The 19,065-nt window shown below is 66.7% G+C and carries 17 protein-coding genes; 12 read left to right on the top strand and 5 right to left on the bottom strand.

Annotated features, from left to right (window positions below):
• Positions 1-142 precede the first annotated feature (142 nt).
• From putA to ACN9M2_RS16950, 4 genes are all read left to right on the top strand, one after another.
• Complete coding sequence (putA, locus tag ACN9M2_RS16935; protein ID WP_426285791.1) at positions 143-3,304, top strand: bifunctional proline dehydrogenase/L-glutamate gamma-semialdehyde dehydrogenase PutA; 3,162 nt, start codon at positions 143-145, stop codon at positions 3,302-3,304.
• Between the two features lie 194 nt (positions 3,305-3,498).
• Positions 3,499-3,957 carry a DUF2599 domain-containing protein gene (locus ACN9M2_RS16940; protein ID WP_426285792.1) on the top strand — a complete coding sequence of 153 codons (459 nt, stop codon included), beginning with the start codon at positions 3,499-3,501 and terminating at the stop codon, positions 3,955-3,957.
• A 168-nt stretch (positions 3,958-4,125) separates the two neighbouring features.
• Positions 4,126-4,647 (top strand): hypothetical protein, encoded by a 522-nt coding sequence (locus ACN9M2_RS16945; RefSeq protein WP_426285793.1) that lies wholly within the window; start codon positions 4,126-4,128, stop codon positions 4,645-4,647.
• Between the two features lie 118 nt (positions 4,648-4,765).
• Complete coding sequence (locus ACN9M2_RS16950) at positions 4,766-5,713, top strand: hypothetical protein (protein WP_426285794.1); 948 nt, start codon at positions 4,766-4,768, stop codon at positions 5,711-5,713.
• A 47-nt stretch (positions 5,714-5,760) separates the two neighbouring features.
• On the opposite strand, the gene dcp is transcribed toward ACN9M2_RS16950, so the two are convergent.
• From dcp to bioD, 3 genes are all read right to left on the bottom strand, one after another.
• Complete coding sequence (gene dcp, locus ACN9M2_RS16955) at positions 5,761-7,941, bottom strand: peptidyl-dipeptidase Dcp (RefSeq protein ID WP_426285795.1); 2,181 nt, start codon at positions 7,939-7,941, stop codon at positions 5,761-5,763.
• Positions 7,942-8,050: 109 nt separating this feature from the next.
• Entirely contained in the window at positions 8,051-8,386 is a 336-nt protein-coding gene (locus ACN9M2_RS16960; protein ID WP_426285796.1) for a hypothetical protein, read from the bottom strand.
• A 37-nt stretch (positions 8,387-8,423) separates the two neighbouring features.
• Positions 8,424-9,095: a dethiobiotin synthase gene (bioD, locus tag ACN9M2_RS16965; RefSeq protein ID WP_426285797.1), complete on the bottom strand. Its 672-nt coding sequence runs from the start codon at positions 9,093-9,095 to the stop codon at positions 8,424-8,426.
• A gap of 74 nt (positions 9,096-9,169) precedes the next feature.
• Between bioD and ACN9M2_RS16970 the strand changes: the two genes are divergently transcribed.
• The gene (locus ACN9M2_RS16970) at positions 9,170-9,658 is read left to right on the top strand and encodes a GAF domain-containing protein (RefSeq protein WP_426285798.1); all 489 of its coding nucleotides are present in this window, start codon (positions 9,170-9,172) and stop codon (positions 9,656-9,658) included.
• 12 nt (positions 9,659-9,670) lie between these two features.
• Here the strand turns inward: ACN9M2_RS16970 and yihA are convergent, their stop codons facing one another.
• On the bottom strand, positions 9,671-10,315 hold the full coding sequence (gene yihA, locus ACN9M2_RS16975; RefSeq protein WP_371022435.1) for a ribosome biogenesis GTP-binding protein YihA/YsxC: 645 nt from the start codon (positions 10,313-10,315) through the stop codon (positions 9,671-9,673).
• Between the two features lie 172 nt (positions 10,316-10,487).
• Here yihA and ACN9M2_RS16980 point away from each other — a divergent pair, with 172 nt between their 5' ends.
• From ACN9M2_RS16980 to ACN9M2_RS17000, 5 genes are all read left to right on the top strand, one after another.
• Positions 10,488-11,258 carry a c-type cytochrome gene (locus ACN9M2_RS16980; RefSeq protein ID WP_426285799.1) on the top strand — a complete coding sequence of 257 codons (771 nt, stop codon included), beginning with the start codon at positions 10,488-10,490 and terminating at the stop codon, positions 11,256-11,258.
• An 81-nt stretch (positions 11,259-11,339) separates the two neighbouring features.
• Positions 11,340-12,218, top strand: coding sequence for a thiol:disulfide interchange protein DsbA/DsbL (locus ACN9M2_RS16985; protein ID WP_426285800.1), 879 nt, complete (start codon positions 11,340-11,342; stop codon positions 12,216-12,218).
• A gap of 30 nt (positions 12,219-12,248) precedes the next feature.
• Positions 12,249-12,896: a thiol:disulfide interchange protein DsbA/DsbL gene (locus ACN9M2_RS16990; RefSeq protein ID WP_426285801.1), complete on the top strand. Its 648-nt coding sequence runs from the start codon at positions 12,249-12,251 to the stop codon at positions 12,894-12,896.
• Between the two features lie 82 nt (positions 12,897-12,978).
• On the top strand, positions 12,979-13,806 hold the full coding sequence (locus tag ACN9M2_RS16995) for an endonuclease/exonuclease/phosphatase family protein (RefSeq protein WP_426285802.1): 828 nt from the start codon (positions 12,979-12,981) through the stop codon (positions 13,804-13,806).
• The gene (locus ACN9M2_RS17000) at positions 13,803-14,219 is read left to right on the top strand and encodes a hypothetical protein (protein ID WP_426285803.1); all 417 of its coding nucleotides are present in this window, start codon (positions 13,803-13,805) and stop codon (positions 14,217-14,219) included. Before ACN9M2_RS16995 ends, ACN9M2_RS17000 begins: the two co-directional genes overlap by 4 nt.
• 16 nt (positions 14,220-14,235) lie before the next feature.
• On the opposite strand, the gene ACN9M2_RS17005 is transcribed toward ACN9M2_RS17000, so the two are convergent.
• Positions 14,236-15,882 carry a glycosyl hydrolase family 17 protein gene (locus ACN9M2_RS17005; RefSeq protein WP_426285804.1) on the bottom strand — a complete coding sequence of 549 codons (1,647 nt, stop codon included), beginning with the start codon at positions 15,880-15,882 and terminating at the stop codon, positions 14,236-14,238.
• A gap of 145 nt (positions 15,883-16,027) precedes the next feature.
• Between ACN9M2_RS17005 and ACN9M2_RS17010 the strand changes: the two genes are divergently transcribed.
• On the top strand, positions 16,028-18,130 hold the full coding sequence (locus tag ACN9M2_RS17010; protein ID WP_426285805.1) for a transglycosylase SLT domain-containing protein: 2,103 nt from the start codon (positions 16,028-16,030) through the stop codon (positions 18,128-18,130).
• On the top strand, positions 18,127-19,065 hold the full coding sequence (locus ACN9M2_RS17015; RefSeq protein WP_426285806.1) for a complex I NDUFA9 subunit family protein: 939 nt from the start codon (positions 18,127-18,129) through the stop codon (positions 19,063-19,065). Before ACN9M2_RS17010 ends, ACN9M2_RS17015 begins: the two co-directional genes overlap by 4 nt.

Consider the following 19,065-nt stretch of genomic DNA (forward strand, 5'->3'; position numbering starts at 1 on the left):
TGATAGGGCGCTAGTCAGGAAGCGGCAAGGTTGGAAGACGGCGCGTTGTCGCACCCGGCATGCGCGGACGCCCCGGCGCACCGCACCGCAATAACACACGAAGGGCCGGGAACCCTACAATGGGCGGTCTCCCCCGCCCCCAATGCCTCAAGTGAATCCCACCATCCTTCGTTCCGAACTCCCGACCGGCGCCGAGCCGGCGCGTGCGCGCATCACGGCCGCCTGGCTGCGCGACGAAACCGAGGCCGTCAACGACCTGCTGGCCCAGGCCACCCTGCCCCCGACCGAGCGCGAGCACGTGATCGACGTCGCCGCGGGCCTGGTCACGCGCGTCCGCGCGCGGGCCAAGGACCAGAGCGCGGTCGAGTCTTTCATGCGCCAGTACGACCTTTCCTCCGAGGAAGGCGTGCTGCTGATGTGCGTCGCCGAGGCGCTGCTGCGCATTCCCGATAAGGCCACGGCCGACAAGCTCATCCGCGACAAGCTGGGCGAGGCGGACTGGAAGAAGCACCTGGGCCGCAGCGAGTCGCTGTTCGTCAACGCCTCCACCTGGGGCCTGATGCTCACCGGCCACCTGGTGAACCTCGCCGAGGAAACCCGCCACGACTTCAGCTCCGCCCTGCGCCGCCTCGTCGGCCGCGCGGGCGAGCCCGTGGTGCGCCTCGCGGTGCGCCAGGCCATGCGGATCATGGGCCACCAGTTCGTGATGGGCCGCACCATCAAGGAAGCGCTCGACCGCTCCGCCGAGAAGGAGCACGCGGTCTATCGCTATTCGTACGACATGCTCGGCGAATCCGCGCTCACCCAGGCCACCGCGGAGCGCTACCAGCAGGACTACCGCGACGCGATCAACGCGCTCGGCGCACGCGGCCCGTTCCCGAACAACCTGGAAGCCCCGTCGATCTCGGTGAAGCTCTCGGCGCTGCACCCGCGCTACGAGGTGGCCAACCGCGCCCGTGCCCGCGCCGAACTGGGCGCGAAGCTGCTCGAACTCTCGCAGCTGGCCTTCAAGAACGGCATCGCGCTATCGGTGGATGCCGAGGAAACCGATCGCCTCGAACTCTCGCTCGACATCATCGGCGATGTCTTCGAGCATCCGTCGCTCGAAGGCTGGAATGGCCTGGGCATCGTCATCCAGGCCTACCAGAAGCGCGCGCCCTTCGTGATCGACTGGGTCACCGAGAAGGCCCGCGCCACCGGCCGCCGCTGGTTCGTGCGCCTGGTGAAGGGCGCCTACTGGGACGCGGAGATCAAGCGCGCCCAGGAGAACGGCCTCTCCGGGTACCCGGTCTACACGCGCAAGCCGAACACCGACGTCTCCTACCTCGCCTGCGCACGGCGCCTGTTTGCCGCCGGTGGCGACGCCGTGTACCCGCAGTTCGCCACGCACAACGCGCACACCATCGCCGCGATCCACCACATCGCGCAGGGCCGTCCGTACGAGAACCAGCGCCTGCATGGCATGGGCGCCGACCTCTACGCCGAGGTGATCGGCAAGGACAAGCTCAACGTGCCCTGTCGCGTCTACGCGCCGGTCGGCAGCCATGAGGACCTGCTTCCCTACCTGGTCCGCCGTCTGCTCGAGAACGGCGCCAACACCAGCTTCGTCAATCGCGTGGTCGACGAGAGCGTGCCGGTACGCGACCTCGTCGCCGATCCGTGCGAAACGGTGCGCGCCTTCGCCTCCATTCCCCACCCCCGCATCCCCTTGCCGGTCAATCTCTACGGTGAACTTCGGAAGAACTCCATGGGCATGAACTTCGCTAACGACAACGAGCTCAACGAACTCGCCGACGCCGTCAACAAGCACAGCGGCCCCTGGACCGCGGCACCCCTGGTCGCCGGCGGTGGCAGCGGCGGGGCGAAGGTCGAAGTCACCGATCCGTCGGATCGCCGCCGCATCATCGGTACCGTCGAAAACGCCGATCCGGCCCTGGTCGACCAGGCCCTGTCCGCCGCCGTGAAAGCGCAGCCGGGCTGGGACCGCCTTCCGGCCGCGAGCCGCGCCGCCATCCTCGAACACGCCGCCGAGCAACTGGAGCACAACCGCGCCGAGTTCATCGCGCTGTGCGTGCGCGAAGCGGGCAAGAGCTTGCCCGACGCCATCGCCGAGATCCGCGAGGCCGCCGATTTCCTGCGCTACTACGCCACGATGGCGCGTCGCCTGTTCGGCCAGCCCGAGCAGTTGCCGGGACCCACGGGCGAAAGCAACCAGCTGTTCCTCAACGGCCGCGGCGTGTTCGTGTGCATCAGCCCGTGGAACTTCCCGCTGGCGATCTTCCTCGGCCAGGTGGCCGCCGCGCTCGCCGCGGGCAATTCGGTGATCGCCAAGCCGGCGGAACAGACCTCGCTGGTCGGCTACGCGGCGGTGAAGTTGCTGCACGCGGCCGGCGTGCCGGCCGATGTCCTGCAATACCTGCCCGGCGACGGCGCCACCGTCGGTGCCGCGCTCACCCGCGACCCTCGCGTGGCCGGCGTGGCCTTCACCGGCTCGACCGAAACCGCCTGGGCGATCAACCGCGCGCTGGCCGCGCGCAACGCGCCGATCGCCGCCCTGGTCGCCGAGACCGGCGGCCAGAACGCCATGATCGCCGACTCATCGGCCCTGCCAGAGCAGATCGTCAAGGATGTCATCGCCTCGGCCTTCCAGTCCGCCGGCCAGCGTTGCTCCGCCGCTCGCGTGTTGTTCGTGCAGGAAGACATCGCCGACAGGGTGATCGCGATGCTCTCCGGCGCGATGGCCGAACTGAAGGTCGGCGATCCGGGCCTGCTGTCGACCGACGTGGGTCCGGTGATCGACGAGGACGCTCGCCAGATCCTCGTCGACCATGTCGCGCGCATGGATCGCGAGGCCAAGAAGATCGCCGAGGTGGCCCTGCCGGAATCCGCCGCCCACGGCACGTACTTTGCCCCGCGCGCGTATGAGATTCCTTCGCTGGCCACGCTCACCCGCGAGATCTTCGGCCCCGTGCTGCACGTGATCCGCTGGAAGGGTTCGGAGCTGGATAAAGTCGTCGAGCAGATCAACGGCACCGGCTTCGGCCTCACGCTGGGCATCCACAGCCGCATCGACGACACGATCGAGTACATCCAGAGCCGCGCCCGCGTGGGCAACTGCTACGTCAACCGCAACCAGATCGGCGCGGTGGTCGGCGTGCAGCCGTTCGGCGGCGAGGGCCTGTCGGGCACCGGCCCCAAAGCAGGCGGTCCGCATTACCTCCTGCGCTTCGCCGGTGAGCGTACGCTCACCATCAACACCACCGCCGCAGGCGGCAACGCGTCCCTGCTGACGATCGGCGAATAACACACGCTGGCAAGCTACCAGGACCGCGCCCATGAGGGCGCGGTCCTGCCATGGATCGCTAAGCCGTTTCGGCAAGGCGATGGCGAAGGTCGTGTCCGGCAATAGACACGGCTTTCGCGACGATCCGAAACGGGTGCGCCACCAATGCTACGATCACGGCCGCTCACTCCGAGCATCCAGGGAAAGGAATCCTCATGGACAACAGGACATGGAATGCGGCCCGCATCCTCGTCATCGCGCTTGCCTTCCTGGGCACAGGAACGGCCTGCACGCATGACGACGCCAGGCAGGCCGAGGCCGGGGTCAAGCGCCCCGCTACCAGCGACTGCCCACCGCCGTATATCTTGAATGGCGTGTGGAGCCTCGATGAATACGGGCCCGTGCTGGAGATCACGCCGACCGACTGCGGGCGCAAGGTCGTCGGTGCCGAGATCGATTCGCTGATCCTGGAGGCCATCGAGAAATTCGGTAGCAACCCACGCCTTACCAGCAACCTCTTCGGGTCGATGAACCAGCTGGAATGCCACGTGAAACTTTTCCCCGACAAGCCGACATGGAACCTTGAGCCTGACCGTCCGTACGTCGGGCTCGAGAATACCGAAACCGCCGAATGCAATCCGTCGGTAGCCATTCCCGATCAGCCCTATCATTGACCGGCCCTCCGGCACGCCTACGCCATAAGGCGTATTGCGAGGTGCACAAGCACCTTGCTTAGCTAGTGGTTCACCAAGGAGGGTTGCGACATGACGTTGCCACTACGGATCACGCCCGTGTCATCGACGGGTTCAAGGAATGCTTTGCCGGGAGCCCCGGCCGGCCGGATGGACCGAGGCGGAAAGACCCACTCATGGGACGATCCTCGCCTGCGTTCGTTGCTCGAAGGCCACGGAGGCGTGCTTGGCCCTTGCGCGATCGAGCAGCACTTCGGCGATGAACACCTCGGCCTCGTCAGGGCGGGAGAGATGCTCGCGCTGCCCGCGCTCGTGATCGTCGCGGGCGAGGCCGACGCGATCATCGAGCAATCCGACGACGGCAACGTACTGACCGGCCGGCGTAGTTCCTCGAACGACTGCCGCCTGATCTTCCGGCATGCGTACGGGCGCGTGCGCTGCACATTGCGTACCGTGGGTAACACGGGGGATGTGCATATCGGGCTACTCGAGCATCGGCGCTTCGACGAAGTGCAGGCCATCAACCTCATGCGCCCAAGGGGCAGTCGTGGCGACACTCGCGGCAGCCTGTGGACGACGATTGAATACCACGCCGATCCCCTGTGCGAGTTGCAAGGCATCGCATGGCGTGGCGGGCTCATACAAATCGCGAGGATCTCGCTGTCGCCCTGAGCGGCGTAAAGCACAATCCCAACTTGCATTCGTGCCCTTGTCAGCCGTACTCCTCTGCGCGCGCTGCTATGCTGCGCGCGGCCATTGAGGCCGCACTGACATTCCAGGGAGGAATGAATTGAAACGCAATCTACTATCCGCAATCGTTCCGGCATTCATCGCACTCGCTCCAGGCACCGCATGGTCTGCGCGCGGCGTCGATCTCGAAACCTTCGACCAGGCCCGTGCCGGCATCATTCAACCGGGCGACGAACTCAAGCTCGAACATTTCCGCATCGCGGCCATGCATGACGGTGCCGCTGTCATCAAGCCCGTCGAACAGCCGGACGACCTCGCCTACGGTCTTGCATTAGGCGGTGTGGAACGGGCCGGGACCGCTTCGGTCGACATTCAGTTCGACAAACCGCTGCGAAGCGTGGCATTCACCGTCGTCTTGCCACCTGGCGCGCCGGCACTCGCATCCACCGCCACCCTCTATACCAATGAGCTGGAGCGTCAGTCGCTCGCACTCCGGCACGGTACGACGGGCAACCGGCAGCGGCTCACCATGAGCGTCCCGGAAGGGCAAGTCTTCAACAGGCTTTCACTGCAATTGCAGCGCGGCGCGTACATCGACGGCGTCGAAATGCATTCGCCCCCCATTACCGACGGTACGCTGATCGACTTCGATGAGACCCCTTCGGGCCCGCTACAGGGCTTGATCAACCAGGATCACTACATGATCCTCGCCAATTCCAGCGGATTGGAAATCACACCCGCGAGCGATGGGAATACCTCGGGACAGGTGCTGAGCAGCACCGCGGCGACGGGCAACGATGCCGTCCTGATGTATCGCACGGAGCGCAACTCCTTCGATCTTACCGTCGTACCCGATCCGTCGGGCGAGCCCGCCACGATCGAGTTCCTCGGCGCCGGCGATCTCACCATACTGCACTCGATTCGCGTCGATCCGGCGGGCGGGCCGCAACGCCTGTCGTTCACGGCTCCGAGAGGTTCGAACCTGCAGGGCATACGCTGGACGGGCGGAAAGCTGCGCATCGACGAGGTGATGCTTCGATCCAGATAAGGAAAGGGCCCCTCGGGGCCCTTTCTCATATCGACGTGGATCGGAACTTACTTCAACCCGCGATCCTTGAGCATCGGCTCGATGCTCGGGTCCTTGCCGCGGAAATCGCGGTAGAGCTTGCCCAGTTCGACGGTATTACCCCGGGAAAGAATCTTGTCGCGGAAGACCTGACCGTTCTCGCGGGTGAGTCCGCCGTGCTCCTTGAACCACTGGAAGGCATCGGAATCGAGCATCTGCGTCCACAGGTAGGCGTAGTAGCCGGCAGCGTAACCATTGCCCCAGATGTGCTGGAAGTAGCTCGAGCGATAGCGGGGAGGCACCTGCGGCAGCGTGAAGCCCGCGTGCTTCAGCGCGTCGGCTTCGAACGCGTCCACGTCCTGCTTGGCGCCGCCAGGCGGCAGCATGTGCCAGCGCATATCCAGCAGGGCGGCGGAGATCAACTCGCTCATCGCGTAACCCTGGTTGAAGCTGCGCGCCTTCTTGATCTTCTCCACCAGCTCGGCCGGCATGGGCGCGCCGGTCTGGTAGTGCTTCGCGTAATGGGCGAACACCTGCGGATCGGATGCCCACTGTTCGTTCAACTGCGAGGGAAACTCGACGAAGTCGCGCGCGGTGCTGGTGCCGGAAAGCGACGGGTATTGCGCATCGGCGAACAGGCCATGCAAGGCGTGACCGAACTCATGGAACATCGTGGTCACGTCGTCGAACGAAAGCAGCGCCGGCTGGCCCGCGGCCGGCTTGGTAAAGTTGGCGACGTTGTACACCACCGGCTTGGTACCGAACAGCTTCGACTGGTCGACGAGGTTGCTCATCCACGCGCCGCCGTTCTTGTTGTCGCGCTTGAAATAATCGCAATAGAACAGCGCCATCGAGGTACCGTCCTTGTCGAACACCTCGAACACGCGCACGTCCGGCTGCCACACCGGAATGTCCTTGCGCTCCTTGAAGGTGATGCCGTAGAGCTGGGTGGCCGCGTAGAACACGCCGTTCTGCAGCACGTTGTCGAGCTCGAAATACGGCTTGATCTGCGCTTCGTCCAGGTCGTACCTGGCCTTGCGCACCTTCTCGGCGTAATGGTCCCAATCCCAGGCCTGGACCGTGAAACCGCCCTTCTCCTGGTCGATCACTTGCTGGATATCCTTCGATTCAGCCGTCGCGCGGGCGACGGCGGCGGGCGCCAGGCGTTCCATGAACTTCTCGGCGGCTTCAGGCGTCTTCGCCATCTGGTCGTCGAGCTTCCATGCCGCGTAGTTCGGAAACCCGAGCAGCTTCGCGCGATCGGCGCGCAACTGCGCGATGCGCGTGATGATCTGCCGCGTGTCGTTGGCGTCGCCGTGCTCGGCACGTTCCCACGAGGCCTTGAACAATTTCTCGCGCGTAGCCCGGTCGTTCATCGCCTGCAACGCCGGCTGCTGTGTCGTGTTCTGCAAGGTCACCACGAACTTGCCGTCGAGTTGGCGATCCTTGGCGGCCGCCGCCGCGGCTTCGATGTCGGCATCGGACATGCCGTCGAGCGCCTTCCTGTCGTCGGCCACCAGGGCGGCGGCCTTGGTCGCGGCCAGCAGCTGGTTGGTGAATTTCGTGCTGAGCGTCGACTCTTCCTTGTTCAACTCCTTGAGCTTGTCCTTGTCCGCTTCGGAAAGCTTCGCGCCCTCATGAACGAAATCGTCGTAGGTCACCTGGAGGAGACGGGCGGATTCCGGATCGAGGTTCAGCGAAGCACGCTTCTCGTAGAGCGCTTCCACCCGCTTGAACAGCTTGTCGTTGAGGTAGATCGCATCGCTGTGCGCGGCGAGCTTCGGCGACTCCTCTTCCTCGACCTTCTGCAAGGTGTCGTTGGTGTTGGCACCGGTAAGCGTGCTGAACACGTTCTCGACGCGCTTGAGCAGGACGCCCGTTTTCTCCAGGGCGACGATGGTGTTCTCGAACGTGGGCTCCCCGGGCGCGTTGGCGATCGCCTCGACCTCGGCCAGCTGCTGCTTCATGCCTTCTTCCAGCGCCGGCTGGAAATCCGCATCCACGATCTTGTCGAACGGCGGTGCCTGGAACGGCAGCGAACTCTGGGTCAGCAACGGGTTCTCGTGCGCGGTGGACGCCGCGGTCGTCGTGGGCGCGGGCGCGCTTCCCGGCGAAGCGGGCGCGGCGGCCTTGTCGGCCTCGTTGGACGACGAACAAGCGGCGGTGAGAGCGATCGAAGTGGCGATCACGAGTGTGCGGACCTTGAGCATGGTCGAGGTATCCCCTGACGGTGAAAGTGACCGACTCTAGCCGTGGTGGCGTATCCGGAACAACCGCCATCCGTCAGGGCGTTCTATCGCCGACAGGGTCGGCGATGTCTTACCGGGTGTCGCGAAGCTCCCAGCTCGATCCGATCAGGAGGTTCAGGCGGTGCTTCACGATCCTCATGGGCAACGAGGTGGTCAGCTTGACGTCGGTGCGGTCGTTCGAGAGTTCGCCCGTGGCGGAGGCGGAAGCATCCGTCACCCCGAGGCCCGGATCGACCTCGTCCGGCTCCGGCTGCTTGGCGCGCCAGCGCTGGAACAGGTTGTCGCTGCGCATCGCATCGGCGATGTCGGAGGCCAGTTTCTCCGGGCCGATGCCTTCGAAGGAAAGCTCCGGGTCCGGGCCCTTCGCCTTGCTCATGTCCTTGACGGAAAGATAGTAGGTGGTCATGACCCGACTAGTTAGGATGAAACGCGTGAAGGTGCCGTCAGCCCAACGGACCGAGGTCGAGGAGAACGGCCGCATCGGCAGGCGCCACGCGGTAGGGCAACACACCCAGGCAGGGTGCCGGCAGATAGTCGCGCAACGTCTGGATGTTTTCCTCCAGCAGGGGCATCGTCGGCTCGATCACATTGGCGATCCATCCCGCCAGCCGACGACCGTCGGCCTGGATGGCCCGTGCCGTGAGGCGCGCATGGCTGATGCAACCCAGGCGCACACCGACCACCAGCACCACGGGCAGGCCCCAGCGTGAAGGGATGTCTTCAGTCGACATGCCTGTTGCCAGCGGCACCATCCAGCCACCCACGCCTTCGACCACGACGCGGTCATAGTCACGCGTCAGCGACTGGAAGGCGGCATCGAGCGGCGGCCAGTCGATGGCACGCCCGGCGCGCATGGCGGCCAGGTGCGGCGCGACAGCTTCTTCCAGCGCCACGGGGTTGACCCGTTCGTAGGCGGGAGGCGGTGCGCTGGCGGCCTGCAAGTCGAGGGCATCCTGGTTGCGCATGCCTTCCGGGCCTCGCGCGGAACCGCTGGCCACGGGTTTCATGCCCGCTACGCGCTCACCCACCCTGCGGAAGGCGTGGACGAGGGCCTGGGCGGCGTGCGTCTTGCCGATACCTGTGTCGGTACCGGCGACGAAGATATGGCGCGACATCGTGCAACAGCCTTGCGGAACATGGGACGTGGCACCATACACCGCTTCGTCCACGAATCGCTCCAGGAACCGCCATGTTCGAAACCAAGGCCATCGCCACCGACGACAAGGCCGCCCTGTACGCCGAACTGGTCCAGCAGGCCGAGGGCCTGATGCATGGCGAGCCGAACACGATCGCCAATGCCGCCAACTTCGCCGCGCTCGTCTACGACGCCGTGCCCGACCTCAACTGGGCCGGCTTCTACCTGTTCGACGGCACGGAACTGGTCGTCGGGCCATTCCAGGGAAAACCCGCCTGCATTCGCATCGCCCTGGGCCGCGGTGTCTGCGGTACGGCCGCGCGGACGCGGGAAACACAGGTGATTCGCGACGTGCACGAGTTCGAGGGCCACATCGCCTGCGACGCGGCATCGAATTCAGAGATCGTCGTGCCCCTGGTGAAGGCCGACGGCAGCCTGTTCGGCGTGTGGGACGTCGACAGCCCGTCGGTCGCGCGCTTCGACGACGAGGATCGCAAGGGCATGGAAGCGTTGTGCGCCGCCTTCATGGCGACGCTGGCCTAGGCGCGTTACGCCTCAGAGTTCGTGCGGTCGCGGTGTCGCCAGCAGTTCCATCACCCGGGCGCGCGCTTCTTCCACGCCGGTCTTCGCGGTGGAGGAAAAAACCTGTGCCGTGCCGGGCACGCCGTTCGCACGGAAGTCCTTGCGCAATGCCTCCAGCGCGGCCGATGCCTGCCCACGCGAGAGCTTGTCGGCCTTGGTCAGCAACACGTGGCAAGGCAGCTCGGTAGCCGCGCAGAAATCGAGCATCGTCCGGTCGAAATCCTTCAACTCGTGGCGGATGTCCACGATCAGGACGATGCCACGCAGGCTGCGGCGCATCTTCAGATAGGCATCGATCTCGCCGCGCCAGTGCTGGCGCATCGCCTCGGGCACCTTGGCGTAGCCGTAGCCAGGCAGGTCGACCAGGCGGGCATCGACCGGCGCGGCGCCCTCCCTCTTCAACGGCGGCAGGTCGAACACGACCATCAACTGCGTGCGTCCGGGCGTCTTCGAGGTCCTGGCCAGGCCGTTGTGCCCGGTCAGCGCGTTCAATGCGCTCGACTTGCCCGCATTGGAGCGTCCCGCGAAGGCCACTTCGGCGCCCTGGTCGTAGGGGAGCTGGGTGATTTCGTGGGCGGCCAGCACGAAGCGGGCGCCATTGAGGGGATTGGAGGACATGGATAAGTGGCCGGAGGGGCACGAGGAAACGAAGGCCCGGCAGTGTATGCGATCGGGCGCGGCGGCGCGCGCGACGCGGTTTGACCGGGCTCTCCCGCGCCCCCCATAATCTTTTGGTTGAGACGCGGCAGGGTACGCGTCCCGGTCCGGAAAGTTCCCCTTGGAGAGACTTATGAAGTTTCGGCACGCCGCCGCTGCCATCACCGCGTTGCTCGTCATGCATGCAGCCGCGGGCCAGACCGCAACTCCCGCCAAGCCGGCCAGCGCACCGGCTCCGGCCGCCACGGCCGCCGCCAAGCCGGCCGCCGACCCGGCCACCCCGGGCATGCCCAAGGCCGAAACCGCCGCCGCGCTGAAGCCTGGCGATGCCACGGCCGGCCAGGGCAAGGCGGCCGCTTGCGGTGCCTGCCACGGTATCGACGGCAACTCGACCGATCCGCAGTACCCGCGCCTTGCCGGCCAGAGCGAGCAGTACATCGCCGCGCAGCTGGCGGACTTCAAGTCGGGCAAGCGCATGAACCCGATCATGGTCGGCTTCGCTCAACCGTTGTCCGAGCAGGACATGCACGACATCGGCGCCTACTTCGCCGGCAAGGCGTCCCTGCCGGGCGTGGCCGACCAGGCGCTGGTCGAACAGGGCCAGACGCTCTACCGCCAGGGCGACGTCGATCGCGGCGTCCCTGCCTGCATGGCGTGCCACGGCCCCGACGGCCGCGGCAACCCGGGAGCGCACTATCCGCAGCTCACCAGCCAGCATGCGAAGTACGTCGAGGCGCGCCTGAAGGGCTGGCACGACGGTGGCACGCCGAACGATGGCCCGCACACCAAGATCATGGTCTCGATCGCGCAGAAGCTCGACGACAAGGACATCGCGGCCGTGGCCAGCTACATCGAAGGCCTGCACACGAACGAACCGACGGCCGCCGCACCCGCGACGCCCTGATGGCGTTAAAGTTGGAAGATCGGACGGGCCCCTTCGGGCCCGTTCCTGTTTAAGAAGGTAAGAAAAGGACCCCACATGCGTATGCGCCTTCCCCTCCTCTGCGCCGCCCTGATCGGCCTCGCCGCCTGCGGTTCGGGCAACAACGACAGCGCCACGGCACCGCCCGCCGCCTCGACCGCGGCTCCGGCGGCGACGACGCCGGCATCGCCCTCCACGGCAGCGGCTACGCCCGCGCCCGCGACGACGGCCGCGCCGGCCGCCAGCGGCAGCGCCGCACCTGCACCCGCGCCGGTCGCGAGCGCCGCCGACGACAACCGCCCCGCCGCGAAGCCGTTCGTCGACGACGGCAAGTGGGTGGAAGGCAAGCATTACTTCCGTATCGATCCGGTCCAGCCGACCAGCACGCCCGGCAAGATCGAGGTCACCGAGGTGTTCTCGTACGGCTGCCCCGCCTGTTTCCAGTTCCACGGCGTGGTGGACGAGCTGGCCAAGAGCCTGCCCAAGGGCACGGTCATGACCTATACCCCCGCCTCGTTCCGCCCGGATGAGAACTGGCCGCTGCTGCAGCGCGCCTACCTCACCGCGCAGGCCTTCGGTGTCGACAAGCAGAGCCACGACGCCTTCTTCGACGCCGTGTTCAAGAGCGGCGAACTCGGCATCATGGACCAGCAGTCCGGCAAGCCGAAGGCCCAGTCGGCATGGCCGACCATCGACGACGTGGCCAAGTTCTACGTCAAGTACGGCGTCAAGCCCGACGAATTCGTCGCCACGGCCAACTCCTTCACCATCAACACCAAGATGAAGCGAGCCGATGAACTGATCCGTGCCTACGAGGTCGATAGCACGCCGACGATCGTCGTCAACGGCAAGTACCGGCTGACCCCGATCACCGCAGGCGGCTATCCGCAGGCGGTCGAGCTCACCCAGTGGCTCGTCAGCAAGGAAGCCGCGGGCAAGTAACCGCGCACTCGACCCACTCCGGAGACATCCATGTTCAAGCGTCTTTCGCTCCTCTTCGTCGGCCTGGCCATGACCGCGGCCTGCAGCGCGCGCCCCGCCGACAACGCGTCCACCCCGGCCTATACCGAGGGCACGCAGTACGTGGCCACCGGCGCGCCGCAACGCCTCGATCCGAAGAACGGCAAGGTGGAGGTCGTCGAGGTGTTCTCGTACGGCTGCATCCATTGCGCGCATTACGAACCGAAGGCCGAGCAGTTGCAGAAGGAACTGCCCAAGGGCGTGGTGTTCCATGCCATCCCCGCGGCGTTCAACGACGCCTGGCTGCCGTATGCACAGGCCTATTACGCGGCGAAGAAGCTCAACGCCCTGCCTGCGACGCATGCCGCGCTGTTCAAGGCCATCCACGAAGAGCATTACCCGCTGCGCACGCTCGACGAACTCGCCGACTGGTATGCCCAGCATGGCGTGGACAAGGCGAAGTTCCTCGCCGCCGCCAACAGTGGTGAAACGCGCGACCGCATCCTCGCCGACACCAAGCTGATCCAGGCATGGGGCATCGACGGCACGCCGACCATCGTCGTGGACGGCAAGTACCGCAGCGCGCAGATCAAGGACTTCGACGAGCTCAACGGCGTCGCGACGTTCCTGGTCGACAAGGAATTGAAGGGCGGCAAGTAAGCCCTTCCCCATCGATGCCCTCCGTTCACACGGCGGAGGGCATCCTCTGGCCTCCCGGCCAGTCGAGACCCAACGCCGCATCATGACCCGCGCCACGCCGAATCCCCCGCCCGCTCCCGAGCGCACGCTGCGCCTGTTGAGCTGCAACATCCTCGCCGGCGCGAGCGTGCAGCGTTACAGCGATTACTTCACCCGCAGCGTCAACGCCGTGCTACCCGGCCGGACGAAACTGGCGAACCTGGATTCACTGGCGGAGTTGCTTCACGAGTTCGACGTGGTGGGCCTGCAGGAGGCCGACGCCGGCAGCCTGCGTTCGGGTTTCCTCAACCAGACACGGTACATCGCCGAAGCGGCCGGCATGCCCTACTGGAGTCATCAGCCGAACCGGCCGATGGCACGCGTGGCGCATTCGGCCAACGGCCTGCTGAGCCGTATCGAGCCCAGCGAGGTCATCGACTATCCCCTGCCGGGCCGGATCAAGGGTCGCGGCGCGCTCTTCGTCCGTTTTGGCCACGGGCCCGATTCGCTGGTGGTGGTCATCGCGCATCTCTCGCTCGGCGCCGCGGCGCGCCTGGGCCAGCTCGCTTTCATCGCGGAACTGCTCGCACCGTATCCGCATGCGGTGCTGATGGGCGACCTCAACACCGAACCGGCCAGCCTCGAGATGCGTCATCTCTTCGACAAGACCGCGCTGCAACCGCCCTCGGTGGCGACCCCGACCTTCCCCAGCTGGAAACCCCGGCGCGCCCTCGACCACATCCTCACCTCGGCGGACATCAAGCTTGAGCGCACGTGGACCTTGCCGCGCGCCTTCTCCGATCATCTGCCACTGGCCGCCGAGATCCGCCTGCCGATCGCCCTCGCCCAGGCGTCCGGTGCGGCGTCATTGATCCAGACAGGAACACCATGAAATCGAGCCTTCGCATCGCCCTGCCCTGGGCCATCATCGTCGCTGTCGCCCTCGTGGCCGGGGTGGTGCGCTACGGATTCATCGAGCCATCCGACCTTGGGCATGCATGCGATGCCAAGGATGGCCCGTGGTGGTGCGGGCCGCGCAATGTCATCGTGCAAGGCTTCCTCGGCTACGGCTACGGCTATGCCGCCGTGCTGGCGGCCCTGGTCGCCGTGTTCTGGCGAAACACCTTCAGCGCCGTGCTAGCCGCCTCGCTGGGCGTCATCGCGTTGCAGTTGTATTGCTACGAGGGCGGCGCGCTCGCGCTGCTGATCGGCTCGCTACGGCTGGTGCGCGTCCAGGCAGGAGCCGACCCTGTCGGCGATTCCGCGGCAGCGGACCAGGTCATGGCGAGCACCCCTCGCCGCTGAAGCGGCTCCCACGGGGTTATACGGCTCCTGCCGGACTGCGGCGACTGCGCCAGGCGATCAACACCGGTAGCGCCAGGGCGAGGTTCAACAGCAGCCATCCCCACGACACGGCGTTAGCGCCGGTCTCCTGCACGACCACGCTCGCACCGAGCAGCACCAGCCAGATCGCCATCAGCCGCTCTTCCACCAAGGGCATGAGCGCGCGGTCGCGCGTGCGCAACAGCGCCAGCACGAAGAAACCGATGCACGGCATCGCGAAGAGGCCGATGGGAAAATCGCGGTATCGGCCGTTGAATACCATCAGGATGCCGTAGAGGGTCAGGGCGAACATCCAGAAGAAGCGTTGCGGGGTGAACACGTCCGTCCACGCGATACCGAGTCGTCGCCGCTCGACCAGCGATGGCGCGACGGCGGAAGGATTCACCGGGGCGGCGAGACGGGATGCGATCGCACGCGCCACCGAGAGAGCGGTCAGCCCTCCGGCGAGACCGACGGCGATGCCCACGCTCCATTCCACATCGCCGCGGCACGCGAAGAGCAGTAGCCGCGCATGCGCCGCCAGCGCGGTGCCGGTGGCGAAACCGGCCAGGGCAAGCGCCAACCAGCCCGAAACACCGCGCCAGCGACGCCGGATCGAACCGGCCAGCAGGAACAGCAGGACGCCCACGCCTCCCGCGGCGATCGCCCAGGTCCAGCGCGGTTCCTCCACGACGGGTCCCTGCATGGCGAATTTCGGCCTGGCCTGCGTGTCGAAGATGCCCCAGAAGCCGCCGACCGTGCCTTCGAGGTCGCGCTTCCATGGCTGGTCGAAGGCCTCGATCACGTTGTAGGGCATGTCGACGGTGGCGGCGTAGTTGAGGAATTCGCGCACGTAGCGCGCCTCGTTGACGAGACTCGCGCTGGCGTTGCGCCGCGAACGGCCCTGGCTGGGCCAGCCGGTTTCGCCGATCATGATCTCCTTGCCCGGGAACTCCGCCTTCATCTTCCGGTAGACGTCGGCCACATGCTGGACGGCCTTCTCCGGCGCCACCGGCTCGTCTTCCCAGTACGGAAGGATGTGGATCGTGATGTAGTCGGTGACCTTGGCCAAGGCCGGATGCTTCTGCCAGAACTCCCAGACATCGGCATAAGTGACGGGCACGTCGGTCGCCGCGTTCACCCGCTCGATATAGGCGGCCAGCGCGTGCTCGGAGAGCTCGTTGCGCAAGAGCACCTCGTTGCCCACCACGATGCCACGCAAGGCATCGTGGTCGCGACTCGCCGCCGCCAGGCCCAGTTCGATCTCCCGCTCGTTGGCGGCGGGATCGCGGCCGAGCCAGATGCCCATCAGCACCTTCATGCCGTAGCGTCGGGCGATATCCGGCACCGCGCCCAGGCCCTGGCTCATCGAGTAGGTGCGGACGCAATCGAAACGCGTGGACAAGGCCTTGAGATCCGCGTCGATCCGTTCCGGAGGGACGAAGGCGTGCGGGTCGAACGGCGTCTCCCCTTCGAGGCGGAACGGTGCATACGACACGCAGGCGATGCGGGCCGTGGGCGAATCCGGCAGGTTCACCGGACGCCCGAGCGACCACCAATAGGCCGCGCCGAACACGGCGGCGAGGACGAGGACGATCCAAGCGAGCGGTCGCGCGAACCGCGCGTAGGAAGTGTGTGGCGGCATGCCGTTCCAGGTCGAAAGCGAAAGTGAGCGGCACAAGCTTAACGGCCCGCAGGCGGGAGAGCGATTCCCGTCGTTCAGGATGTTCATCCGGCCTGCGCGCGTCCTTCCCCTACAATCATGCGGTACGTACCCGTGAAGGAATCCCATGGTCAACGCCCAGGCATCGCGACGCGCCGCCCGTTCCCTCCGCCTACTGGCCGGCGTCGTCCTCGCCATCTGTGGCGCCGTCACCGCGTTCACCGCATCGGCGGAGGGCACGGAAGCCCAGCGCCTCCGCTTCCGCCAGGCCTACGCCGCGGCCCAGCAAGGCGGCGACGCGTGGAAGGCCCAGGCGGCCGGACTGGAGGGCTACGTGCTCTTCCCCTATCTGGAAGCGGCGGCCCTGGAGCACGACCTGCGCACGCTGGATCGCGCGCGCGTGGACGCCTATCTTGCCCGTTATCCGGGCCTCATCCCCACCGCCGACCTGCGCCGCGATTTCCTGGGCGAACTTGCGCGGCGCAAAGACTGGACCACCTTCAGCGCGATGTACCAGCCCGGCCTGGGCGACTCGTTGAGTTGTTTCGCACTGCAGGCGAAGCTCGCGCGCAACGAACCGCTGGTATTCGACCGCGACCTTGCCGACTTGTGGAAAAAGGCCAGCCTGCCGAACGCCTGCGATCCCGTGATCGCGGCCGCGCACGACCAGGGGCTGCTGACACCCGAGCGCCTGTGGACGCGCATCCAGACGGCCGCTGAGGCAGGCAAAGGGGGCACGGTGGCCTCGCTGGCACCCTGGTTGCCACCGGAGGACGCGATCGCCGCGCAGCGCATCGCCCAGGCGCTGAACGATCCCGCCAGCGCACTGCGTGCCGCTTCCACGTGGCCCGACACGCCGCGCCATCGCCAGGCCGTGACGCTGGCCCTGCAGCGCATGGCGCGCAAGCAGTCCACCGTGGCCGATGCGGCGTGGTCCACGCTGGCACCACGCTTCTCCCTCAGCGAGCAGCAGAAGGGTGCGATCGAGAACGCACTGGCACTGTTCCACGCCACCGACTTCGACGAATCGGCGCTCGAACGCCTCGCCGCCTTGCCACCCGGCGCGCAAACCGACGCCGCGCGCGAGTGGCGCGTGCGGGTCGCCCTCGCACGACAGGACTGGCAAGCCGCCCTGGCCGCGCTCGACGCGCTCGGCGAATCGCAGAAAGACGATGGCGAGTGGCGCTATTTCCACGCGCTCGTGCTGGAAAAGTTGGGCCGCAAGGGCGAGGCGCAACCGATCTACCGCTCGGTGGCCCAGGAAGCCACTTATTTCGGCTTCCTCGCCGCCGACCGGATCGACGCCGCCTATGCGATCTGCCCTTCGAGCATGGCCACCGACGAAACACGCGAAGCCGCGTTGCTGGCCGATCCGGGCCTGGACCGCGCGTTCGAACTCTACGCCGTGGGCCTGCAGAAGCTCGGCCGTCGCGAATGGACGGCCGCACTCGCCGGCCGCGATGCGGAAACCCAGCGATTGGCCGCCGACCTGGCGTTCCGCAAGGGCTGGTACGACCGCGCCGTGTTCGGCCTCTCGTCCGGCGACGCCCTGCGTCTCTACGAACAACGCTTCCCGCTGGCACGCCAGGATGGCGTCGTGGAACAGGCCAGCCAAGCCGGCATCGAGGCGCCTTGGGCCTACGCGATCATCCGCGCGGAAAGCGCATGGATGACCGACGCCCGTTCCGGCGCCGACGCGCGCGGCCTCATGCAGCTGCTGCCGGGTACGGCGGCGCTGGTCGCCAAGCGTAACGGCCTGTCGTGGTCCGGTGGCGACAGCCTCTACGAACCCACCACCAATATCGTGCTCGGAACGCGTTACCTCGCGCAGATGGCCGCGCGCTACAACGGCGCGCCGTGGCTCGCCAGCGCGGCGTACAATGCCGGGCCGAACAAGGTCGACCAGTGGGTGGAAGCACGTGGCACGCTCGATCCCGACCTGTTCGTCGCCAGCATTCCGTACAAGGAAACGCGGGAATACGTCGCGCGCGTGATGGCCTTCGCCGTGATCTACGACTGGCGCCTCAACGGCAACGCCTTGTCCATCGGCTCGCGCATGACCCGCCTCGGCAGCACGTACACGCTGCCTTCGCCGGGCGCGGTGCGCAAGCCGGTGGCCTGTCCCGCGCCCGCCGTGGCGAAGGCCGCGCCACCGACGGCACCCGCCGTCATGGAGCCCGCTCCCGCCGAGGCATCGTCGTCGCCCGCGCCACAGGAGCCGCAGCGGTGAAAGCCCTGCGCATCGTCATCCTCGGCGGCACCGGCTTCGTCGGAGGCAGCCTCGTTCCGCGGCTCGCCGCCGACGGGCACGAGTTGCTGCTGCTCTCGCGCAATCGCGAGGGCCGCCGCCATAGCGCCATGGGGCGTAACGTCAAGGTGAGCAGCGCCGACATCTACGATGCGCCCACCCTGCGCCGCCATATCGCGGGCGCGGATGCCGTGATCCACCTCGTCGGCATCCTCAACGAGAGCGGCAGGAACACCTTCGCGCGCGTCTATCCCGAGCTGACCCGGCTCGTGGTCGGCGCCTGCAAGGACACGGGCGTGCATCGCCTGCACCTGATGAGTTCGCTCAAGGCGGGACAGGGCCACTCCGGATACCTACGCGCGCGCGGCGAGGCGGAAGCGCTGGTGAAAGCTTCGACGCTCGACTGGACCATCTACGAACCGAGCACGATCTTCGGGCCCGGCGATGGCCTCGTCAGCCGCTTCGACCAGCTGCTACGCATGACCCCGGTGGTGCCGCTGCCTCGGCCGCAGGCAAGGATGGCGCCCGTCTACGTCGGCGACGTGGCCGAGGCCATCGCACGCGCCGTCGTCGACCCGTCGTCCGTGTTGCGGACCTACGAGTTGTATGGCCCGGAAACGTGGACGCTGATCGACATCGTGCGCGCGATCCGCGATGCCCGTGGCCGTCGCCGCGCGGTACTGCCGATGCCTGATGCGCTGGGACGGCTCCAGGCCCAGGTGGCCCAGTTCGTACCAGGCAAACCGTTCACGCCGGACAACTTCCGCTCGCTGCTCACCGATTCGGTCGGCCAGGTCGACGGCCTGGCGCAGCTGGGCATCGATCCACAGCGTTTCTCCGCCTGGCTGCCACGCCTGCTCGGCCCATCGGTGCGCCAGCGCCGGCTGGACGAAGCGCGCAGCCGGCGCCGCCCTTGA

This window comes from Luteibacter sp. E-22, assembly GCF_049913125.1.
GTDB lineage: Bacteria > Pseudomonadota > Gammaproteobacteria > Xanthomonadales > Rhodanobacteraceae > Luteibacter.